We start from the raw sequence: 22,540 nt of genomic DNA, 5'->3' as shown, positions 1-22,540 counted from the left end.
TTGTTCGCTAACAGCATCCGTCCAGCGCAAACCCGCTTTCTGGTCGCTTCGTCCATCTTCCCAGCCATGCAATCGACTCCCGATCAACGCCTTGGTCAGATAATGCGTCAGACTCAAATCGGTTGTCATGATTTATACAAGTCTCAATAGGAGGCGTCCACATAAGTCTTGCCCTAGCTTGCAGCTGTCGTCTTTGGAGCTGAGGATGCTGGCGGGTCACCCAGCCGCAGATCATTGTTTAATGAAGACGAAATTCCTGCAGCCTTGACCTAATGTGGAAACAGGACTTCCGCTCGCGTCCCGAGCAGCGCCTTGTCGCGCACCTGCACGCTGGGCACGACACCGTGAAAAGTGCCGGCTATTTTGCGTTTCATCAGCCAGACGCTGTCGCGGCCATCCAACCCACGGTATTCCTACCCGACCCGGGGCGCCAATGAGGATTGCGCAGATTGCACCACTAGCCGAGCGCTGCCCGCCCAGCCTGTATGGTGGCACGGAGCGCATTGTTTCCTACCTGGCCGAAGAACTGGTGCGGCAGGGCCACGAAGTCACGCTGTTCGCAAGCGGCGACTCGGCCACGCAAGCCGAGTTGGTACCGTGCTGCGACATGGCGCTGCGCCTGGATACGCGCGTGCGCGATCCGTTGCCGTACTATGTAATGATGCTGGATCGCGTCATGGCGAGTGCCAGCAACTTTGACGTGCTGCATTTCCACATCGACATGGTGCATTTCCCGTGGCTGCGGCGCATGCCCGTGCGGGCCGTGACGACCTTACATGGCCGTCTGGACCTGCCCGACCTGCAGCCGTTCTACGCGCACTTCCCGCATTTCCCTCTGGTGTCGGTCTCCAGCGCGCAGCGCGCGCCGATGCCGCCGGTGAACTGGGCCGGCACCGTGCACCACGGCCTGCCGGCGAACCTCCTGGCCTGCTGCGCCAATCCACGCGGCGACTACCTGGCATTCCTCGGCCGGATTTCGCCGGAGAAACGTCCCGACCTTGCCATCGAGATTGCGGCACGCGCCGGAATGCCGCTGAAGATCGCCGCCAAGATCGACAAGGTTGACCGCGACTACTGGGACAGCACCATCCGCCCCCTGGTGGCGGGGCACCCGGAAGTCGACTACATCGGCGAGATCGACGAAAATCACAAAGCCGCCTTCCTTGGCAATGCGCGCGCGCTGCTGTTTCCCATCGACTGGCCGGAACCGTTCGGGCTGGTGATGATCGAGGCGATGGCGTGCGGTACACCCGTAGTCGCGTTTGCGTGCGGCTCGGTGCCGGAAGTGATTGAGAGTGGCGTTAGCGGCTATATCGTGCGCAGTATTGATGAAGCGGTGGCGGCGGTGCACCGCGCGGCCACACTGCCGCGCACGGCCGTGCGCGCAGCCTTCGAAGCGCGTTTCACCGTCGAGCGGATGGCGCTCGAGTACGTGCGCATCTACCAGAGCCTGGCGGAGCCCGGCGACGCAGACGCGTCGGAAGGCGAGTCCGGCGAACCGGCGCTTGCGTGATCGGAGGAGTTTCACCATGCTTACGGACCCCAATGAACTACCCGTCAGCCCGGGGCTAGTCGCCGGTGCCAACCATGTCGCCCAGTTCTACATCCCTGCGGCGGCGTCGCTACAGGAACGGCGCCCGCGCACGCTAAAGCACGGCGACACCTTCGCGCTGTTCGACCACAACGGCGATGCGATCGGGGCGCCTGGCAGCCCCGAAGGACTGTTTCACTTCGATACCCGGCACCTGTCCTATCTTCGGCTAACCATCGACGGCGAGCGGCCGATGCTGCTGTCGTCAACACTACGCGACGACAACGCCTCGCTGACTTGCGACCTGACCAACCCCGACCTGTTTGATGACGATGGCAAGCTGAGGCTCGAGCACGACCTGATCCACCTGCGCAGGTCGCGCTTCCTGTGGAATGGCGCCTGCTATGAGCGCCTGAGCGTGCGCAACTATGACGAGGTGTCACGGCGCGTGCGTGTGGATATTGCCTTCAATGCCGACTTCGCCGACCTGTTCGAAGTGCGCGGCACGCGGCGGCTGCGGCGCGGCACCGTGCATGCGCCGGTTGTCACGGGCGCCGCGGTCACGCTGAGCTATACCGGCCTGGACCAGGGGCGGCGCGAAACCCGGCTCGCCTTTGACCCGGCGCCGGCCGAGCTAGGTAAAAACGGCGCGAGTTTCACCCTGACGCTCGAGCCGTCGTGCTCCCAAGTGCTTCGCATGGAAATCCGCTGCACGTCGGTGCAGCGCGAGGCCGAGGAGACGCAATCCTTCCTTAGCGCACTTCTCCATTCGCGGCGGGAGCTGCGACACGCGACACGCCGCGCGGCATCCATCACCACCTCCAACGAACTCTTCAACGAGGTGGCACGGCGCAGTGTATCTGACCTCTATATGCTGCTGACCAACACCGTGCACGGGCCCTACCCGTATGCCGGCATTCCGTGGTTCAGCACGGTATTCGGGCGCGATGCGCTAATTACGGCGTTGCAAACGCTTTGGCTGGACCCAGAGATTGCGCGCGGCGTGCTGCAATACCTTGCCGCGATGCAGGCGGAAACAGTCGATCCCCAGGCCGATGCCGAGCCGGGCAAGATCCTGCACGAAATGCGCCATGGCGAGATGGCACGACTGGGGGAAGTGCCGTTCGGGCTCTACTACGGCAGCGTGGATGCCACGCCGCTGTTCGTGCTGCTGGCCGGCGCCTACCTGCGGCGCACCGGCGATGTCGAGACCATTCGCACGCTATGGCCGAACATCCGGGCCGCGCTGGGCTGGATTAGCGACTATGGCGACCGCGATGGCGACCTGTTTGTCGAATATGGCAGGCAGTCGCCGGAAGGCCTCATCAACCAGGGCTGGAAAGATAGCCGCGATTCGGTCTTCCATGAGGACGGCCGGCTCGCCCCCGGCCCGATTGCGCTGGCCGAGGTGCAGGCCTACACCTATGGCGCCTGGCAAGCCGCTGCGTCGATACGCGCGGCTCTGGACGACAGCGAGGGCGCAGCGACCTACGCGGCCAACGCTGAATTGCTGCGCGACGCGTTCGACGCGCGCTTCTATGACGCGGCGCTGGGCACCTACGTGCTGGCGCTGGACGGCGACAAGCGCCCCTGTCGCATACGTGCTTCCAATGCGGGCCATACGCTGTTCACCGGAATCGCGCTCCCCGAGCGTGCGCCCTCGGTGGTGGCCACGCTGATGGAAAGCACCTCATTCTGCGGCTGGGGCATCCGGACCGTGTCCGCCGATGCGGCACGCTTTAACCCGATGAGCTACCACAACGGCTCGGTATGGCCGCACGACAACGCACTGATCGCCGCTGGCATGGCGCGCTACGGCTACCATCCGGAAACCAGCCGCATCTTCGAGGGTCTGTTCGCGGCCTCGAACTATATCGACCTGCGACGCCTGCCCGAGCTGTTCTGCGGCTTCCCGCGGCAGCGCAGCCAGGGCCCGACGTTCTACCCGGTGGCCTGCGCGCCGCAGGCCTGGGCGGCCGCCGCTCCGCTGCTGCTATTGCAGGCGTGCCTGGGGCTGAACTTCGACACGCGCGAGCCGGCGATCACCTTCGAGGATCCTTCGCTGCCGCCCTTCCTCGACGAAGTGGTATTCCGCAACCTGGCTGTCGGTGGCGGCAGCGCCGACGTGGCGGTGCGCCGCTCTGGCGAGCGTGTGGTGGTTGACGTGTTGGCCCGGCAGGGGCCGATCCGGATAATCACGCGGAACTAGCCGGCGCCAGCTTCCGTGCCCTTACGCCAGTTCGAACCCCATGCCGCGCCGGCGACATGGACAGGGTGCACTCGCCCGTGGCCACGAGTCAGGGCAGGAAACGCGGGAGAGCGCCCGCAAGGACAGCCAGTTGCTCACGCCGGGCGCATTGTGACGAGAAAATCCCGGCTACTCTGCTTGAGCGCACCGCGGAGAACGGGACGGAGGGCACTGCATCATGAGAGGACGGCGGCCGGCTGGATCCGCAATCCTCAGGCGCCGGGTCAGGGCCGCGTTTCGAGACCGCGAACGCTTCACCCAGGAGGCACAGCAAGAGTCGGCTAAATATCTTAAGAGGATCGCGGGTGAGGCAAACGCTGCCGGCGTGACATGCGACACCGTCTATGCCGTCAGCGATCACCCATACGAGGCCATCATCAAGACCGCCGAAGATAGAGGCTGCGACCTGATCGTCATGGCGTCCCATGGACGGTGTGCAAGGGCTTCTGATCGGCAGCGAGACCCTCAAGGTGCTGACCCACAGCAAAATCCCCGTGCTGGTGTACCGCTAGACGTCATGGGATCGAGACCTGTGTTCGACTCATTGGCGCAGCAACTCGATGCGTATTGAGTCCATTGAGTAGCCGACCCGGCGCTCAAGCCTTCCCCCTAGTCCCAGCGGTCATCCTTGACCTGTACCGTGCCGCCCATGACCCGGACCGGAAAAACCGCCACTGGGTCATAAGCCGGCGGGGACAGCGCCGCCCCCGTGATGAGGGAGAAATGCGCGCCGTGGCGTGGACAGACGACTTCCTCGCCCTCGACGTCCCCGCCACAGAGGGGCTCCGCCTCGTGGGAACACATGTCCTCGATGGCGTAGTAGGTGCCGCCCACATTGAATACCGCGACCTGCAAGCCATCGACGTCAACGGTGCGGGACGTCCCGGGCGCGAATTCGCCGGCCGGAGCGACATCGATCCATTCGCTCATCTCAGAGCAACCCCAGTTCCAGGCGCGCCGCCTCGCTCATCCGCTCTCGCGACCAGGGCGGATCCCATATCAGCTCAACCTCGACGTCGTCCACGCCGCCAACTTCCATGACGGCACTCTCGACCACGCCGGGAAAGGTCTGCGCCACCGGACAGCCCGGCGCGGTCAGCGTCATGCGAATACCCACCTTGCCCGCGGCTTCATCCACGGACAGGGCATAGATTAGGCCCAGGTCATAGATATTCACCGGGATCTCCGGGTCATAGACTGTGCGCAGCGCTTCTATCACCCTTCCCTCCATGGTGTCGGGGCCAGGCTCGAGCCTGTCTTCGTGTGCCTCGGCCTTGCGCAGCCAATCGATCATGCTCATCGCGTCACTCCGTTGAGATAGGCTGGGCGCTGCCGTGCAAGGCGGCTTGGAGGGTATGCCAGGCCAGCGTCGCACACTTCACACGCGCCGGAAACTCGCGTACGCCGCCCAGCACTGCCAGCTTGCCCAGCGGCGCGCCGGCCTGCGTCGGGCCGCTTCCGGTCACGAGCGCATGGAAACCGGTAAACAACGCCTGCGCCTGTGCCTCGGTCTTACCCTTGAGCGCCTCGGTCATCAGCGACGCCGAGGCAGTGGAGATGGCGCAGCCGGAACCCTCGAAGCTCGCATCCTCGATCACGCCATCACTGACCTTCAGGTACAGCGTCAGCCGGTCACCGCACAATGGGTTGAACCCCTCCGCACGGCGGTTTGCGCCCGTCAGCCGCCTGCAATTGCGGGGCGAGCGGCTGTGGTCGACCACGACTTCCCGGTAAAGATCGAGCAGATCGGACATCAGGCAAATACCTCCTGTGCCTTGCACACGGCGCGGAACAGGGCATCCACCTCCTCTCGTGTGTTGTATAGCGCGAAGGACGCCCGCACCGTGGCAGGCACGTCGAACCGCTCCATCACGGGCATCGCGCAGTGGTGGCCGGCACGGACCGCCACGCCTTCCACGTCGAGGATGGTGCCGGCATCATGGGGATGCACGCCATCCAGGACGAACGAGAGAATGCTCGCCTTGTCCGCGGCCGTACCGATGATGCGCAGGCCGGCAATCTGCGCCGCCTGCCCGGTGGCGTAGGCGAGCAGCGCGTGCTCGTGGGCCGCGATGGCATCCAGGCCCACCGCGCTCACATAGCCGATCGCGGCGCCCAGGCCGATCACGCCGGCAATATTGGGCGTGCCGGCCTCGAACTTGAAGGGCAGTTCGTTGTAAGTGGTCCTGCGGAACGTGACCTCGCGAATCATGTCTCCCCCGCCCTGGTAAGGCGGCATGACATCGAGTAGCGCGGCCTTGCCGTAGAGCACGCCAATGCCGGTGGGGCCATAGAGTTTGTGCCCGGAGAATGCGTAGAAATCGCAATCCAGCGCCTGAACGTCAACGTTGAGGTGCGGCACGGCCTGGGCCCCGTCGACCAGCACCGGAACCCCCTTGGCGTGCGCCAGTTCGATGAGGTACCGCACCGGGTTGACCGTGCCGAGGGCATTGGAGAGATGGGTCACGGCAACCAGCCTGGTGCGAGGGCCAAGCAGGCGCTCGAATGCGTCCAGCAGCAGTTCACCCGCGTCGTTGATCGGCGCCACCCGCAGGATGGCACCGGTGCGCTCGCACGCCAGTTGCCACGGCACGATATTGGAATGGTGCTCCATCGCGCTGATCAGGATCTCGTCGCCGGGCCGTAGGCGCTGTCCGTAGCTTGCCGCCACTAAATTGATCGCCTCCGTGGTTCCGCGCACGAACACGATCTCCTCCCGCCGGGCCGCGTTGATCAAGCCTTGCACGGTGTCGCGCGCCGCCTCGTAGGCATCGGTCGCGAGTTGGCTCAAGGTATGCACGCCGCGGTGGATATTGGCATTGAGCGCCGCGTAGTAATACGCCTCGCAGTCGATCACGCTCTGTGGCTTCTGGCTGGTGGCCGCGCTGTCCAGGTAAACCAGCGGCTTGCCGTTGACCGTCTGCCGCAGGATGGGGAAATCCCGGCGCAGGCGCATGACGTCCAGGCCAGCCGCTGGTACCGCGCACTCCACGGCCCTGAGTTCATGCTCGGCAGTGGTCATGTCCGCGCCTCCACCGGTGCGGGCAAATGGCCGCGCAACAGCGTTTCCAGCCGCGCGCGCAAGGTGACCAGGCCCAGCCGGTCGCCCATTTCTGCGGCGAAGGCGAAGGTCAGCAGGGCCCGCGCCGAGGCATCGTCCACCCCGCGCGAGCGCAGGTAGTAGATCTGGTCGGGATCGAGCTGGCCTACGGTGGCGCCGTGGCTGCATTTGACGTCGTCGGCGTAAATCTCCAGCTGTGGCTTGGTGTCGACTTCGGCATTCTCGGACAACAGCAGGTTGCGGTTGGATTGGTGCGCATCGGTATGCTGCGCATCGGGATGCACCACCACCTTGCCGTTGAACACGGCGCGCGAGGCGCCGGCCAGCACGCCTTTATAGAACTCGCGGCTCTTGCCTTCCGGCCTAGCGTGGTCGATACGAGTGTGGTGGTCAATATGCTGCCGGCCACCGGTCATGTACAGCCCGTCGAGCGAGCATTCGGCGCGCTCGGCATTCAGCCCGACCTGGATGTCGGTCCGCGCCAGAGCGCCGCCCAGGGCGAATGCACTGGAGGTGAAGCGGCTGCCGTGCCGCTGATCCATATTCACGCCGGCGATGTGAAACGCCTTGTGGCTCTCTTGCTGCACCTTGTGATGTTCGACCTGCGCGTCGCGCGCGGCCACGATGTCGGTGACGCAATTGGTGAAATAGCCGAGGCCGTCCACCCCCACGTGGTGTTCCACGATGCAGACATGGCTGCCTGCTTCCGCCATCACGAGATTACGCGTATGGGTGACCAGTTCCGGCTCAGTGGCAATGAACAGCAAGTGGATCGGCTGGTCGGGAGCAGTGCCGGCGGCCAGGCGGATATAAGCGCCATCGGTCATGAATGCGGTGTTCAAGGCAGCGAAGCCGGACGGGTGGTCGCTCATGCGGCGGCAAAGCAGCGCTTCCACAGGCGCCGGTGTGCGCTCCAGCATGGTGGCGAGGCTGAGGAGTTCAACCCCTGCCGGCAGCACCCCGATGCGCGACCATTGCGGCTGGAGGCGGCCATTGACGAAGACCATCAGGTGCGCGCCGGGCAGGGCAAGCGTCCCGATCCACGCAGCCAGGGCGGCGTCCGGCTGGTCGCCGGACTGCGCCGGCCCCGCGGTAAAGCGGCTTTTCTCGATCGCGGCCACGCTGGTGTATTTCCAGTCCTCGTGGCGAAGCGTCGGAAACCCGGCTTGCGCGAAGTGTTCCAACGCCTGTTGGCGCGCGCGCGCGAGCCAGGGCAGCCGCCGGCCGGGCAATACCGTCTCGACGCGGGCGAACTCTGCAAGATAGTGTTCCACGCCAGTTGCGCTCATGCCGAGGCCTCCACGCCGGTGAAGGCCGGCGCCTCCACTCCCACATAGCCATGACGCTCCAGTTCCAGCGCCAGTTCGGGCCCGCCGGACCTGGCAATGCGGCCCTGCGCCAGCACGTGCACGCGGTCCGGCACGATGTAATTGAGCAGCCGCTGGTAGTGGGTCACCAGAACGATGGCGCGTTGCGGACCGCGCATGGCACCGATGCCGCTGGCGACGACCTTGAGCGCGTCGATGTCGAGACCGGAGTCGGTCTCGTCGAGAATGGCAAGCCGGGGCTCCAGCACCGCCATTTGCAGGATCTCGTTGCGTTTCTTTTCGCCACCGGAAAAGCCCTCGTTCACGGCGCGGTAGAGCAAGCTTGGATCCATCTCCATGAGCCTGAGCTTGTCCTTGACCAGCGCGAGAAAGTCCATGGCATCCAGTTCCGGCTCGCCGCGATGCTTGCGGATCGCGTTGAGCCCCGCCTTGAGCAAATAGATGTTCGAGACGCCCGGGATTTCCACCGGATACTGGAAGGCCAGGAAGACGCCCGCGCGCGCGCGTTCTTCGGGCGGCATGCCGAGCAGGTTCGCGCCGTCGTAGAGGACTTCGCCTGCGGTCACGACGTAACGGTCCCGTCCGGCCAGCACGTGGGCAAGCGTGCTCTTGCCAGAGCCGTTGGGGCCCATGATGGCATGCACTTCGCCGGCCTTCACGCTAAGGTCTATTCCGCGCAGGATGGGCTTGTCGTCAACTGAGACGTGCAGGTCGCGGATTTCAAGCATGGCTGGCCTCTTGCTCCAATGTGGTTCCGATATGGTTCCGATGTGGTTGCAATGTGGTTCCAATGCGGCTCCGAGGCAGCGCGTCCCGCGCGCCCACTAGCCGATGCTTCCCTCCAGGCTGACGCCCAGCAGCTTCTGCGCCTCCACCGCGAACTCCATCGGCAGCTCCTTGAACACTTCCTTGCAAAAGCCGTTCACGATCATCGATACCGCGTCCTCTGGGCCGATGCCGCGGCTTTGGCAATAGAACAGCTGATCCTCGCCGATGCGCGAGGTGGAGGCCTCGTGTTCGACGCGGGCCGTGGCATTCTTCACCTCGATATAGGGAAAGGTGTGGGCCGCGCATTTGTCGCCCAGCAACAGCGAGTCGCACTGCGAGTAGTTGCGCGCGCCGCTGGCGCTCTTTGCCATCTTCACCAGCCCGCGGTATGCGTTCTGGCCGTGGCCGGCCGAGATGCCCTTGGAGAGAATCGTGCTCCGGGTATGCTTTCCGAGGTGGGTCATCTTGGTGCCAGTGTCGGCCTGCTGATAGTGATTGGTCAGCGCCACGGAATAGAACTCCCCAACCGAGTCGTCGCCCTGCAAGATCACGCTTGGATACTTCCAGGTAATGGCCGATCCGGTCTCGACCTGGGTCCATGAGATCTTCGCGCGGGCGCCGCGGCAGTCGCCGCGCTTGGTCACGAAGTTATAGATGCCGCCCTTGCCTTCCTTGTCGCCCGGATACCAGTTCTGCACCGTCGCGTAGCGGATCTGCGCACCTTCCAGCGCGATCAGTTCCACCACCGCGGCATGCAGTTGGTTCTCGTCGCGCATCGGCGCGGTGCATCCTTCCAGATAGCTGACGTAAGCGCCCTCGTCGGCAATGATCAGGGTGCGCTCGAACTGTCCGGTCTTCTGGGCATTGATGCGAAAGTAGGTGGACAACTCCATCGGGCAGCGGACTCCGGGGGGGATATAGCAGAACGACCCGTCGCTGAACACAGCCGAGTTGAGCGTGGCGAAGTAGTTGTCCGTGTAGGGTACGACCGTGCCGAGGTACTGCTGCACCAGCCCGGGATGCTCCCGCACTGCCTCCGAGAACGAACAGAAAATAATGCCGAGTTCGCCCAGTTTCGCCTTGAAGGTGGTAGCTACCGAGACGCTGTCGAACACCGCATCCACGGCGACGCCCGCGAGCAACTCGCGCTCCCGCAGGGGCACGCCCAGCTTCTCGTAGGTGCGCAGCAACTCTGGATCGACCTCGTCCAGTGTCTTGGGCCCGGCCTTCTGGGAGCGCGGCGCGGAATAGTAGGCGATAGCCTGGTAGTCGATGGGCGGGTGTCTGACTGTTGCCCAGTGCGGCTCGGACACCGTCAGCCAGTGACGATAGGCCTTGAGACGCCAGCCAAGCATGAATTCCGGCTCATCCTTCATGGCCGAGATCATGCGGATCACGTCCTCGTTCAGCCCGCACGGCACCGTGTCCGTTGCCACGGATGTGTAGAAGCCATGCTGATAGCCTTGGCTGATTAGTTCGTCGAGCTTGTGCGCCGGGGTTGCCATGGCCTGCCTTCGGTTTTCCCATCTTTCATTCGAATGCCTGCTTGCGGCCCGTCACCCTCCAGGCGTGCAACGCGCCGATATCCACTGGCTGGCAATTCGGTTGCGTCATGTCCGCCAGCGTCACGCCATCCAGCGCATGGAAGATCGCTAGGCTGATTCGCTGCCAGTTCGCACGGATGGAACATGTTCCTTCCTGTGTACACAAGCCGGCTGCAATGCTGCATTCGGTCATGCCGGCAGGGCCTTCCATGGCGTCAATCACCTGCGCGATCGAGATTTCCTGCGGCGGCCGCGCCAGCAGGTAACCGCCCTTCGCGCCGCGCTGCGAATGCAGTAGCTGTTGCCGCGCGAGCATCTTGAGGATCTTGCTCGCCGTCGGCATCGGCACGCCAATCTCGGCGGCAACCTCGGCAGCACTGCAGATCCGGCCCGGCTTCCGCGCCATGTGCGTCATGATCACCGTGCCGTAGTCAGTCAGTTTGCTTAGTCTGAGCACCTTCAGCCCCAAAACCACGCCTCGATAATTAGAACCAATTTAGTCCTCTATAGTTCCGGGTAGGGGTATCGATCCGTCCAGCGTTACACGGCGACATCGGCGCGCATGATCAGGCCATATTGGAGAAAACGGAAAGAGGCCGCGAGGTACTCCTCCAGCGAAACGGGACACTCTGCCGGCGAACCCGCGCGCTGCTGATCATGGTGGATCGCCAGGCCAGTGGTCTCTGGGCGTAGAAATTACCAGTGGTGATTACGTCGGCTGCCAACCGCGAGGTGCTGACCGTGCCGGCGGTAATCTGGTTGGCACTCAGGTTCTGCGTGGCCAGGTTCGAGGTAGTGATCACCGCGGCGCTGAGCTGGCTCGTTTGAATCGTGCCGGTCACGTTCAGCGCCGGTAGGGCGACGGTACCAGGCAGCGTGCCGCCGCTCAGATTGCCAGGTGGCACGGTCACACCACTAGGAATGCTCCCGTTCGCGAGTTGGCCCGGCGGCACGGTGACGTCACCCGCCTGCCCCGAGTGGGCTTTTTGTTGCCCGGCGCCCAACTGCGGGGCCTACAATGGATTTAAGATCACCCCGGAACGGAGGTCCCGCCATGATTGGGTCACTTGTCTTCCTCGGGGTGGTGATCGCGATCTACGCCTACATCATCCGAGTTGGATTACACCAAAAGCCAGTGCTAAGCATAAGCAAGCACACCTTCCGGTACTGGTGGGATCGCATCCTCCATGTAGCCAAATAGGCACTGCCCGCCCCGAGTTGGCTATTTTGTTGCCCCTCGCCCCCTGCAGAATCGATCTACACTGGTTGTATAGCTACCCTAATAGGAGGCTGCCATGGTTGCCTCGCTCGTCGTCCTGCTCATCGGATTAGTTCTATGTGCGGTCGTTGTCTGGGTGCTACGCGAGCACGATCCGACACTCCTTTCCACGCAACAGCGTGCCGTTCAGACATGGTTTGACCACCTGTTGCACCGGCACTAAACCAAAAGGCTAGTCATAGCAGCCCGCCATCCGGCGGGCTTCTCGTTTCTGTACGCAGATAGTACGCTCTTCGCCCCCTACCCCTTTGTACAAGCAGTGGGCCAGCCGGCATTGTCGCGATAAGTGAGGGAGGGCGGCAAGAACCCCGTGGGGGCTGGCTTATGGGGCCAGGGAATAGAATTGCTGCGCAGCGGACGGACTGCTCCCTTCGTGGCACTGCATCTGGTCCTTGGCAATCATATGCATGAGCTCGATGCCGCCCAGCAGGATGCGCGCGCAGCGAAAGTCCTTGAAGCCAAGCATCGGTCGAGTCAGGCGCTTGATGGCCCGATGGTCCTGCTCGACGATGTTGTTCAGGTATTTGCTCTGCCGGATGACGATGGGAGCTTCACGTTCGGCGTTGATGTCGTGCAAGGCCGCCAGGTTGGCCGGGCTGCCATCGATGGTCACCGAGTCTGGCTGGCCGTGCTGCGCGATGGCCTTCTCGAAAAAAACGCCGCGCCGCAGCCTTGTCGCGCTGGGCACGCAGCAGAAAGTCGATGGTATTGCCCGCCTTGTCGACCGCTCGATACAGGTATTTCCACTGCCCGCATACCTGGATGTAGGTCTCGTCCATGCGCCAGCTTTTTCCCACTGGCCGCTTGCGAAGACGAAATACCTTTTGCAGCGCCGGCAGCAACTTGAGCGTCCAGCGATGCAGAAGTCGCGATCCGCGTAGGCGTGCTTAACCGCATGGCGGCTCTCGCACGCCAGAATTCCGTCCGCATCGCCTGATTTTTGGATCACGGAAGGCACTTTGTCTTCAGATTCAATAATGCAACAACGCCTGGGCCGAGTGACATCGATTAGCCGCTGCGCCACCGCTTCGCAACTGTAAGACATTCCTTGCAAGAAACTTCGACATACATCTCCGCCTTTCGCACCTTTAAATTTGCACCGTCCATTCGCCGCGAACGCATGCAAAGAAAATCGCCAGCGCTGCGCACCAGACGCCCATCGCGAAAGCCCTGTTTCAGCAAGATGTGAACATCGTTGGCCAAGCGCTGTCCCTCGTCGCTTTGCGTCCCGTGCAAAAGACTAGATTCACCGTCGATTGTACCGGGCGCCCACCTGAAGGGAATCGCAATGCTATCGTTAAACGCCTGCGCTCGAACGCGAAGGTCCTCTTCGCGCGCCCGTAGGACGGCTTGTTCTGCCGCCTCTCTCGCCGCTTTGGCAGCACGGACCCGGTCTACGTCATCCGCCCGTGCACACATGAACAATCCATTGATATCGCACCAGACTTCGACCAGGGTTCCCGATGCAAGTCCAACCTGTCCTGTTCGAACCCTTCCGCTTGCGGTACGACAACCGTCGACCTCGAGCTGTTTCCCATCCAGGTTCACATAGTTGCCTTCGACAGGAACGCGGACTCTGTGTCCCTCAATAAGCCATCGGGGGTCAACGCCCGTGGAAACAAGATGCAGTTGGTAGATGTCCATAGCCAAGACAGCCCAGCAGAAACGCCGGGTTAAGTGCTGCTCATGGTTGGAAAGTGTAGGCCAAATATCGAGAAAATTCTCGCGCGCTATTGACCCAAGAGAATCCCGCGTCGTCGGGAAGCGATACGCGGGTGGTAGCAAGGACTACCCCATCAATCTACGTAAAGTTAAAAATTCTTACATCAGATATAAGAAACATTTTTTGTGTTATTTCTTGGCATTGCGGTCCATCCCCGATACCGGCTTTCTCACACGTTGAATTGACGTCACACAGCTTCGAGGTTAATCCTTATCTCTGCCGATATCATCCGTTTGGCCTACTAGGCTGACACCAAATCGTCATGTGGATTGTGTCCAATGCGCGGTTGGCTTCTGCGACGCACTCTTGGGGTTCAGGCCGCTGCCGGCCATCGTGCTCTCGGGCGTGCTGCCACTCATCGCCGCAACAGAAAGTACACCCTTCGCGAGACAGCGCGAAGCGAAACCGGGCAAAGCAATTTTGAAGGTCAATATGCATCAAATTCTCGTTCCTCCCATGACCTCGACCGACACGCCGCAGCCGGGTACTCGCAGCCGGAGAAGGATCCGCTGGACTGATTCCGCCAGCGTCCAGGCCCTGCGCCAGGACGCCGCAAACCTGTGGGCAGTGGCGCAGGCGGGCATGAACAAGGCAGGTACTGCCACCTCCCATCACCCTGCCGACTTGCTCCAGCAGGCCGCTATCCTCGACACGGCCGCTGACGTGCTGGCGCTGACCAACTGGACCTGAGTCAGTTCGCTGCCATCCTACAACGCGCTCCTTTCCGACCTCCCTTGTTTCCGCATCAGGCTTTTCTCGCTGGGTAGAGAAATGCGCGACCAGCACGACGTCGCGAGAATTAATCGCGCCTAATTCTTCTTTCGCAAATTAACATATGCGATGCCAGCGGTGACTCCGTTACCAGCCGGGACGGTCCTGTAGCGGGCTCCAGTGGTAAACACTAGACCACCTTGGCTACAATGTGTTTCCTCGGATATGCTGGCGGACCGAATGACTGTGCTGCAATCGGCGGCAAGAAGCTTAAGCTTGAGCAGCAAGTCCAGATTGGAAATTTGATTTCTGCATGCGGTATGCATGCGTTGCTTCGAGGATGAAATGGCGACTGGCATTGTGAAGTGGTTCAACAACGAAAAGGGATTTGGTTTCATTACCCCGGACGGCGGTGGCGCGGACTTGTTTGCCCACCACACGGAAATCCAGGGCACTGGATACCGGTCCCTTGATGAGGGCGCCAAGGTCGAATTCGACGCAAGGCAAAGCCCAAAAGGGTTGCAAGCCTCGCAGCTTCGCAAGCTGTAGTCGCCGTTGCGGCTAGGCAGTCGAGATGGAATAAAGGCCCTTCGCTGTCACGAGGGGATTTTTTGTTTCCGGTAACACTATTAATAGGCCGCTTCAGCGCATCCACACGAGTCGGCAGCCAGCTGCAATCAATACGCCAATCGGGGCCGCGCAAATAATCTCCGAACAATGTCGCAGCAGGCCCCACCCTCGACCGTCAAAGTCCTTACAAAACCCGATACTCAGTACTGGCCTTATCAATCACAATGAGTGTCTGGAGCAAACTGACCGTGACCTGAACGTTGTAGGCAGCTGCCATGACCACGACAGGCCTGGTGGAACACTAACGAAATGGCACGCAAATTGCGTCAGCCGGATAAGAAAAGCCAGTCTCATCAGGGATGAATCATCGTGCAGACGATCATGGTTCTGTTGGTACTTGCACCTCGCGCGTGCAGAGTTGATTCGACGCGATGAGAAAGGGATGCTCACCTATGAGGTCCGGCGGCGTGTTGGCATGGAGGCCCTTCCCTCACATGTTTCCGAGTATCCCGTCCCCAGAGAGGTGCGAATTCGCGTTCTCAGGTTCACCGTCATGGTGCTGTGGCGCGAGGCGTATCAAATTGCGCTGCCCGCCGAGGCCTGCACACACCTTGGGGATATCTCCGCCGACGAAACTGATGAGCGCTTCCCCGCGTGGGTGCAACACCGTCCGTTTTAAGCCGGGGACATCTCATCGCAGGTGCCGTGTGCAGGTGAGCGGCGAAATGTCGGTCAGCAAAGGGACCCGCCAGACCGGACTGCTCAGATACGATACACAGATACACAAGCGATAAACTGCGCCGCACTCAATTCAGATGAATGCTCTCAGTCCGCTGACCTCAGCGCTGCATCTAGTTTGTCTACAACCTCGGCCCAATCGGCATCCTCTAGAATTTCTCCCCGTAGGGCTGCTTCCATTTCTCGACAGACGACCTCCCACTCCCGGTGGCTATGCCTCGGTCAGCAACAATTTCGACGCTGCGGTCTGCCAGCAACAGATAGATCATGACGCGTACTAGGGAGTGAGGAGGCGCCGCCAGACCGGCGGGCTCAAGCCTCGCAGGCCGATTTGCAACTGGAGGACAGCGATTGCCGGTTAAGGATCGAAGGAGATGAGCACATTGTAGGTGGCTCATTATGCTCTTGTGTGAAGACCGACTCAGCCCCCGCTTTGGCGCGGTCTCCATATGGCATAGGCATTCCGGGGCCAGGAAAGGCAGGGTCGCCCATAAACGTAGTCCTTGCCACAGTGGCATCGTGATCCTGCAGTGCCTGCGCGGCGAACAATCTTCTGCGTTATCGGCGTGGAGGCGGATGACAGAAAAGCCGTCTGCGGCCGAACTGCCTTCTTGCTACTATTAGCGCTCGTGACGCGCCTGCAACGCTTGGCAGAGCGTAGCGCACTCGTCCTCACACCGCTCTGCTGACCATGTTAAGGCATCGCCACGTGCTTTGGCCAGCCAGCCCGTCCTTGACTAGACGTGCCGTGCAAAGCTCGATGAGCTCTCCTTGAGGTCCATTCTTTAGGCGCCGGAACAACCGGCTCCTGCTCAAGTACTCTTCTGTAATCATAATCCTGTCCCTCCGGTGTTGAACGCGGAGGCACAAGACTAACTATGCCGAGCCCATCGTAGAAAACTCGCGATGAATCTGGGGGGAAGGCGCACTCGATCGGCATAGTTCTGCGGGCGGCATAATCAGCCAAACTCAACGGGCACGATCCGTCGGCCCACCTCAACGATGTGCTGACCCGCCTGCCCACCCACCTGAACAGCCGCATCGACGAGATGCTCCCCCACAACTGGCATCCCGCGTCCTGAGCGCGTCCGCTCTCTCACAAACGTCGCCGACGGCAAGGTGGGACGGCGGGACGCTTACGACATTCCGGCATCGTCGTTGCCGGGGCGTCTATGAGAAGCTTGCCGGACTTTCGGACACTAGCAGCTTAGCGGCCGCGAATGTCAGGCTTCACCGCAAGCGGATGCGAACTTTCGACCTCATCAGCCAATCCATGTCTGCCAGACAATTGGCCGCTCTGAACCGCGGACCAGCCGCTCACGTTGTGTGGCTTCCCCTTAAGAGTCAACGCGCTCGCAGCGGCAAGCAGCCCTGCGCTAGCGATTCTTCAGATCAGCCAGGAGCGCTTGCGCCGTGCGAATATCAGTGAGTTCACTTCCTTCCCTTATGCTTTCGCAGGCGGGCTGCAGCACGGCGTATGCATTTTCAATGTCACCCGTTGCTGCCAACTGGCGTGCAAGGCTGATCGCCGCCCGAAGCCAGAGAAGACTGGCGCCCTGCCTTTGCGCAACCGCGATCGCCTCGCGAAAGGACGCGAGTGCTTCTTCTTGCCGCACGGGGCGCTGAGCTGCGAGCAATTCGCCTTTCAGACGCAGCATTTCCGAGAGCTGGAAGCGTCCGCCGTGCTGATTGACAGCGGCGAGCGCCCGATCGATCTCGACGAGCCCTGCCTCTGGTTTGCCCGCGCGGCCAAGGGCTTCGCCAAGCAGCGCATTGAAGTACGGCAGCCCCATTTCGGCACCCGTCGCACTGATTGCTGAAATGCCCTCCCGCATCCGTTCTATGCCGTCGTCGAGATCGCCTAGCTGCGCCAGCGCCCAACCCAGTTGAAATGTCCCTTGCGACAGCAGTAAGGGCAACACGTACTCCTCGCAAATAGCAATTTCCCGCGCCGCCCACTCTCTCGCCAGCTCCGGCTCGCCACGCAGGAGATGCGCGAAGCTACACGTCCAGTATGCCAATGCCGTCGTCAGTGGATGACCAAGTTCTTGCGCGAGTTTCAGCGCCTCGTCGCAAATCGACAGCGATTTGTCCGGGTATCCGCGCAGGCACTGCACCAACGCGGTGAAGCATCGGCAGCACACACCAGGATCATGTCCAGAGTATTTGAATGTCAGCGCGTGGTCTCGCTCGCGCTCGTAAAGGACCATTCCGCTTGTGCTATGAAACGCTGCAGTAGCGTATTCACCCATGAAAAAACTATTCGTCCAGAAAAGATGATGCGTCTCGATTTGCATCCCGTGGTCATGCGAAACCGCCGTCAGAGCTGTGCAACGGTTGCCGAGTTCGCGGGCGATTTCCGACTCGCCACGGATCATTCGATACTGTCCTTCGCCCCGTAGCACGGTGAACAGTTCGCTCTCGTCTCCAAGCTCCTCGCAGAGCACCCTCGCCTGCGTATACGCGTCAAGCACTTCTTTCGCCGCCCAGCCCTTCGCCGCCATCATGGTCATGCCCAGGACCTTTTGATAATCGAGTTCGTGCCTGAGCAAGGCAGGGGTGCGAGGCAACGTCCGGATGATCTCGAGCCCCCTGTTCAGGTGCTCAACCGCCTGCTGATACGCAGACCGCTGAAGCGCCTTGCCCGCGGACTGGTACAGATAATGAACGGCCTTGTCCCACAGTTCGCCAGCAAGCGCGTGATGCGCGAGGCGTTCGATATGCTCGTCGAGACGTTGCGCGTGAAGCCGCTCGATGACATCCACAAGCCGTACGTGCACTGAGCGTCGCCGCTCTTTGAGCACGCTTGCATAAGCGACACGATGCGTGAGCGCATGCTTGAAGGTGTATTGCTGCTGCGGCAACAACCGGGTCTGATAGACAAATTCAGCCGCCTGCAGATCAGCCAGCAGATCGAGCACTTGTTCGCGGTCGAGATCGGCTATCGGCTGCAGAAGATCGACCGGAAACTCCTGGCCGATCACGGCCGCCATCTGCAGCAGGATCTTCTGCTGCACGGACAGGCGATCGATCCGCGAAGCAAGGACCGCATGCACGGTCGATGGAATATCGACCGTGTCGATGGCTCGAACCTTGTGGTACGCGCCCATCTGGCCGACCAGTGCGCCCGCATCCGCCAGCGCACGAACAGACTCTTCCAGGAAAAGAGGCGTGCCTCCCGTGCACTCGATCAGGCGCCGGCGAAGCGCGGAAAGCCCGCCGTCGTCGCCGAGCAGCGACCGCAGCAGCAGTTCCGCGTTTTCGGCGGCGAGACTGTCCACGTGCAGTTGGGAAAAGTAGCTCTTGCCAAACCATGTGTGCCGATACTCGGGTCGATGGGTCACGAGAAGCAACACGCGCGACGCACCGATGAAGTCGACGAGATGATCGAGCACAGCTTGGGTGCCGTCATCGATCCAGTGCAGATCCTCGACAACGAGTATCAATGGACGGTGCTCACTCGCGCAGATCACAAGAGAGGCAACCGCTTCGAGCGTGCGCTTGCGCCTTTGCGGCAGACTCGCCATCTCCCATTGCGGATCGTCCGGCGGCAAGTCCAGCACTGCAGCCATCGCGGGACGCGTCGACGCGAGCGCCGGGTCGACCGCGTCGACGCCGCGACGAAGCTTGTCGGCTGCCTCGGCCAGTGTGTCGCGCTCGCCGATGCCGAACCATGTCCGCAGCAGATTGGCGAGCGGAAGATAGATCGCGCTCGTGTCGTGTGAGGTCGTGCCGGTCTCGAATATTGTCCAGCCGGCCGCTTGTTCCGAGTTGACAAACTCGTGCACGAGGCGAGACTTTCCCACGCCCGGTTCTCCGACGATCGCGCATACCTGGCCTGCCCTGCGTCCGGCACGCTCGAGCATCCCCTGCAAACTGGCCATCTCCGCGTCGCGGCCGACAAAACGTGTGAGGTCGCGTGCGGTGCGAGTGTTCCAGCGAAGACGCAACGCGGACTTCGTACGCAGCATGAAAATCTCGACGGGAGGCGTCGCGCCAGGAAGCGGCCTCCCGCGAGGATCCGAGAGTTCGATGAAGCCTTCGGCACACCGCACCGTGTCGGCGCTCACGCCGATCTCTCCGGCAGAGAGCGCGGCATCGATCTGATTTGCAAGCTGTGGTACGGAGCCAAGCGCGTCATAGTGTTGCGACCGGTCGTTTCCAATCGTCCGGACGACGGCCTCGCCAGAATGTATGCCGATGCGTACGTCCAGTGGCCGGTCAATGAGCGCCGAAATGACTTCGCGCATCGCGAGCGCCGCATAACAGGCTTGCACCGCATGGTCTTCATGTGCGGCAGGCGCCCCAAATAGTGCCGTCACACCATCGCTTCTGAACTGGGTGACCAAGCCGCCGAATCGCTGAACAGAGTCGGCCATGGCTTTTAGCACAGGGTCGCCGCGCTCAAGCGCCATTTCGGGATCCAAGTCGCTAATCGGCTCGCGCACGCGCGCGCAGAGCACACTTAGCTGCTTACGCTCCGCCGGCAATACCGTCGCATTGTCGGCTTCGTACTCAGCGCGCCACGCGCTCCCGGACTGCTCAGCCGGCTCCCCGACAGACAAAACCGGACCTGCAGGCCCTGAATCCTGCTGGATTCGGGCGGCCAGGCGTTGCGTGCCCTCTGCGGGGGCAAAGCCAAGTTCGGTATTGAGCACACGAACGCATTCCTGATATTGGCGAACGGCAGCGTCCCGGCGTCCCGTCCTCGCATACAGCCTCATAAGCACCGCATGGGCCCATTCGAGTAATGGGTCCAAAGCCAGTACTCTGCTAGCCGCCGCAATCGCACGATCAAATTCGCCAGACTGCTCATAATGGCTGACGAGTTCGGCGAAGACCTCCACAGCGCGCTCATGAAACCAGCGACGCTCGACCATCATCCACCGCTCGAAGGGCTCTTCACGCAGGCCAAAACCGTCGAGTAGCGCTCCCCGATAGAGCGCGACAGCCTTTGCCAGTGAATCGGGAGACCGCTCAGTCGCGAGGTGCGTGAATTGCAGCGCGTCGACTTCCACGCGACGTGCGTCGAGCCATATGGCATCCGGCTCCGCTTTCAACAGTGGCGGCGCGTTCGGCAGGATCCTGCGCAAGTTCGACAGTGTCTGCCGCAAACTGGCTCTTGCCTGCTCTTCAGCGCTGCGCTCCCAGAACACGCTTGCCAGTTGCTCTCGCGAGCGCAGCATGCCTGGCGACAAGGCAAGGTAGGCCAGGATGGCCTTGCTCTTCCTGGTGGGAAAGTCCAGCGGCACAGGCTGCCCAGCAAGCCGGATGTGCAAGCCTCCGAGGATTTCGATCTTGAGCCGGGTCATGTCGTGCGTGAGGTGATGCGTCGCCCTCAAACAGTTTACTCCGCGCTGCACGACATTCAGGCATCCCATGCAGACTGCCCGCCCGCCTGTCCTTCATGAGTCTCTTTCCTTTTTTTGACGGCGTTTTTACGCAGCCTCGCATGCTGTTCACGGATCGATGACGTCCGCCAACGATAGTTGGATCGTGACGATGCCGTACGCCCAACCTGGCTGATACGTTCGAGGGGCTGGGAAATCCCGGGCGGCACCGGCACAGTACGCCAGGCGGCAACTCACGCACCCTAGAGCCCCCGAACCGCCGCCCGGCTGCCGAACACGTGCGGGGCGAGAGGACAGTCGTCGCTCGCGGCGGCCACGGGACGTGTGAGGTATCCGTGAATCGCAATTGAAGGAGATGTTTCAATGGAACTCATGACTGATGGGCATAAGCTCAACACCAACCGCTACGCCAAGTGCATCGCTGCGTCCAAGCGCGTCCGCTGGGATATCGACCGTGACGTGATTCGCGGCCGATGCTTCGATTTCACGAAGAAGTTTCTCCCGGACGCACTATCGAAAGTCGATTCTCTCGCCTTTCTTGGTCCCGAGGAGCAGCGCCTGCTCAGTCAGATTCAGGGCCGCACTTACGCAAACATGTTTGGCCTCGTCGAACGCTTCATTGCAGCGAAGGTACTGGAGATGAGCGGCCCATACCGCCTCGGCGACCAAAGCGCGTTCGAAGCGCTCGTCCGGTTCACCGATGAAGAAATCAAGCATCAGGAACTGTTTCGCCGCATCGAACGCATGTGCGCCGAAGGCATGCCAGTCGGTTACACGTTTTTGCCGGAAGCAAACAGCGTGGCGTCGTTCGTACTCGGGAAGTCCACATGGGCAGTGCTCGCTCTAACCTGTCACATCGAACTCTTCGTGCTCGCGCACTATCGGGGCAGCATCGACGAGGACCCGAATTCGTCTGAACTATGGAAGGATGTCTTTCTCTATCACTGGCGCGAGGAATCACAGCATGCGATTCTCGATGAAATCGAATGGCAACGCGAGAACGCGAGGCTTTCGCCTGAAGAACGTGACGCAGGTGTCAACGATCTGATCGAACTGATCGCCGCCGTCGACGGCATGGTGCAAACACAGGCTCGCGCGGACGCTGATTACTTTGCGATGATCTGCGGACGATCGCTGCCGATGGCTGACAAAGAATCCGTCCGCATGAGCCTGCTTGCAGCATACAGGTGGCAATACATCATTTCCGGAGTGCAGGAACCCCGCTTCAGTCGGATTCTCAGCGGCATGATCACCGGGAACCAGGTGTCTCGAATCGGAACTGCGATGGCACCAATCATGAGTTAGCGCGCGACAGCGCCGGCTGCAAACTTCCCCGTTCGCGGCCGGTAAGTATCAACGTGAGCTTTGCGACAAAAAGGCGGAGTCGCGGCTATGCGGGGGACAAGTTGCCGAACGCCGCAATCTTGGGACATCGAAACGGTGAGCTAACGAACCACAACGGCGACAGCTTCGGCACATGGGAAGCGGCCAACGTCATCGATGCAAGCTGGATGAGCAAGTGAGCGCGAGGCTGAACTACCTGCTGGTGCCACGGCAGTATCTCTAGCTGCCACCGTCGCTCGCCGACATAGTTCGCTTGCTCAAAAAGGGACGCTCCGAACCGAAAGTCGATCGATGAGGACGTCCGTAGTGACCTATAACGCGACGATGGTCATTCAGGGAGAATG

At 61.5% G+C, this 22,540-nt stretch carries 17 protein-coding genes and 3 pseudogenes; 8 read left to right on the top strand and 12 right to left on the bottom strand.

Annotated elements, in window-relative coordinates:
• The first annotated feature begins 433 nt into the window (after nucleotides 1–433).
• From AC1DS6_RS27735 to AC1DS6_RS27725, 3 genes and pseudogenes are all read left to right on the top strand, one after another.
• Nucleotides 434–1,513 (top strand): glycosyltransferase family 4 protein, encoded by a 1,080-nt coding sequence (locus AC1DS6_RS27735; protein WP_477103600.1) that lies wholly within the window; start codon nucleotides 434–436, stop codon nucleotides 1,511–1,513.
• 16 nt (nucleotides 1,514–1,529) lie between these two features.
• Complete coding sequence (locus AC1DS6_RS27730; protein ID WP_477103599.1) at nucleotides 1,530–3,740, top strand: amylo-alpha-1,6-glucosidase; 2,211 nt, start codon at nucleotides 1,530–1,532, stop codon at nucleotides 3,738–3,740.
• Nucleotides 3,741–4,023: 283 nt separating this feature from the next.
• Nucleotides 4,024–4,291, top strand: a pseudogene (locus tag AC1DS6_RS27725) (universal stress protein); the annotation flags it as partial.
• Between the two features lie 97 nt (nucleotides 4,292–4,388).
• Here AC1DS6_RS27725 and AC1DS6_RS27720 read toward each other — a convergent pair.
• From AC1DS6_RS27720 to AC1DS6_RS27670, 11 genes and pseudogenes are all read right to left on the bottom strand, one after another.
• Nucleotides 4,389–4,709 (bottom strand): Rieske (2Fe-2S) protein, encoded by a 321-nt coding sequence (locus tag AC1DS6_RS27720; protein WP_477103598.1) that lies wholly within the window; start codon nucleotides 4,707–4,709, stop codon nucleotides 4,389–4,391.
• A gap of 1 nt (nucleotide 4,710) precedes the next feature.
• A complete protein-coding gene (locus tag AC1DS6_RS27715) occupies nucleotides 4,711–5,079 on the bottom strand; it encodes an SUF system Fe-S cluster assembly protein (RefSeq protein WP_477103597.1) in 369 nt (122 codons plus the stop codon).
• Nucleotides 5,080–5,083: 4 nt separating this feature from the next.
• Complete coding sequence (gene sufU / locus AC1DS6_RS27710; RefSeq protein WP_477103596.1) at nucleotides 5,084–5,533, bottom strand: Fe-S cluster assembly sulfur transfer protein SufU; 450 nt, start codon at nucleotides 5,531–5,533, stop codon at nucleotides 5,084–5,086.
• Entirely contained in the window at nucleotides 5,533–6,801 is a 1,269-nt protein-coding gene (locus tag AC1DS6_RS27705; RefSeq protein ID WP_477103595.1) for a SufS family cysteine desulfurase, read from the bottom strand. The genes sufU and AC1DS6_RS27705 overlap by 1 nt, the downstream gene beginning before the upstream one ends.
• A complete protein-coding gene (sufD, locus tag AC1DS6_RS27700) occupies nucleotides 6,798–8,129 on the bottom strand; it encodes a Fe-S cluster assembly protein SufD (RefSeq protein WP_477103594.1) in 1,332 nt (443 codons plus the stop codon). Before sufD ends, AC1DS6_RS27705 begins: the two co-directional genes overlap by 4 nt.
• Nucleotides 8,126–8,896, bottom strand: coding sequence for a Fe-S cluster assembly ATPase SufC (sufC, locus tag AC1DS6_RS27695; RefSeq protein ID WP_477103593.1), 771 nt, complete (start codon nucleotides 8,894–8,896; stop codon nucleotides 8,126–8,128). The genes sufD and sufC overlap by 4 nt, the downstream gene beginning before the upstream one ends.
• Before the next feature lie 96 nt (nucleotides 8,897–8,992).
• Nucleotides 8,993–10,441, bottom strand: coding sequence for a Fe-S cluster assembly protein SufB (gene sufB, locus AC1DS6_RS27690; RefSeq protein WP_477103592.1), 1,449 nt, complete (start codon nucleotides 10,439–10,441; stop codon nucleotides 8,993–8,995).
• A gap of 25 nt (nucleotides 10,442–10,466) precedes the next feature.
• Entirely contained in the window at nucleotides 10,467–10,895 is a 429-nt protein-coding gene (locus AC1DS6_RS27685; protein WP_477103591.1) for an SUF system Fe-S cluster assembly regulator, read from the bottom strand.
• 151 nt (nucleotides 10,896–11,046) lie between these two features.
• Nucleotides 11,047–11,484, bottom strand: coding sequence for a hypothetical protein (locus AC1DS6_RS27680; protein WP_477103590.1), 438 nt, complete (start codon nucleotides 11,482–11,484; stop codon nucleotides 11,047–11,049).
• 597 nt (nucleotides 11,485–12,081) lie between these two features.
• Nucleotides 12,082–12,622: pseudogene (locus tag AC1DS6_RS27675) on the bottom strand (IS6 family transposase); the annotation flags it as partial.
• 145 nt (nucleotides 12,623–12,767) lie between these two features.
• On the bottom strand, nucleotides 12,768–13,403 hold the full coding sequence (locus AC1DS6_RS27670) for a hypothetical protein (RefSeq protein ID WP_477103589.1): 636 nt from the start codon (nucleotides 13,401–13,403) through the stop codon (nucleotides 12,768–12,770).
• A gap of 424 nt (nucleotides 13,404–13,827) precedes the next feature.
• Between AC1DS6_RS27670 and AC1DS6_RS27665 the strand changes: the two genes are divergently transcribed.
• The 4 genes and pseudogenes from AC1DS6_RS27665 to AC1DS6_RS27650 form a co-directional block, all read left to right on the top strand.
• Nucleotides 13,828–14,172: a hypothetical protein gene (locus tag AC1DS6_RS27665; protein ID WP_477103588.1), complete on the top strand. Its 345-nt coding sequence runs from the start codon at nucleotides 13,828–13,830 to the stop codon at nucleotides 14,170–14,172.
• A 366-nt stretch (nucleotides 14,173–14,538) separates the two neighbouring features.
• On the top strand, nucleotides 14,539–14,742 hold the full coding sequence (locus tag AC1DS6_RS27660) for a cold-shock protein (protein ID WP_477103602.1): 204 nt from the start codon (nucleotides 14,539–14,541) through the stop codon (nucleotides 14,740–14,742).
• 463 nt (nucleotides 14,743–15,205) lie between these two features.
• Nucleotides 15,206–15,442 (top strand): hypothetical protein, encoded by a 237-nt coding sequence (locus tag AC1DS6_RS27655; protein WP_477103587.1) that lies wholly within the window; start codon nucleotides 15,206–15,208, stop codon nucleotides 15,440–15,442.
• A gap of 1,018 nt (nucleotides 15,443–16,460) precedes the next feature.
• A pseudogene (locus AC1DS6_RS27650) lies at nucleotides 16,461–16,583 on the top strand (transposase domain-containing protein); the annotation flags it as partial.
• Nucleotides 16,584–16,877: 294 nt separating this feature from the next.
• On the opposite strand, the gene AC1DS6_RS27645 reads toward AC1DS6_RS27650, so the two are convergent.
• Nucleotides 16,878–20,813: an AAA family ATPase gene (locus AC1DS6_RS27645; protein ID WP_477103586.1), complete on the bottom strand. Its 3,936-nt coding sequence runs from the start codon at nucleotides 20,811–20,813 to the stop codon at nucleotides 16,878–16,880.
• A gap of 402 nt (nucleotides 20,814–21,215) precedes the next feature.
• Here AC1DS6_RS27645 and AC1DS6_RS27640 point away from each other — a divergent pair, with 402 nt between their 5' ends.
• On the top strand, nucleotides 21,216–22,157 hold the full coding sequence (locus AC1DS6_RS27640; RefSeq protein ID WP_477103585.1) for a hypothetical protein: 942 nt from the start codon (nucleotides 21,216–21,218) through the stop codon (nucleotides 22,155–22,157).
• The last annotated feature ends 383 nt before the right edge of the window (nucleotides 22,158–22,540 follow it).

The sequence above is a fragment of the Cupriavidus sp. 05L310 genome, from assembly GCF_056398185.1.
The sequence above is the reverse complement of the archived record's forward strand: the minus strand, read 5'-3'. Positions and strand labels throughout refer to the sequence as shown.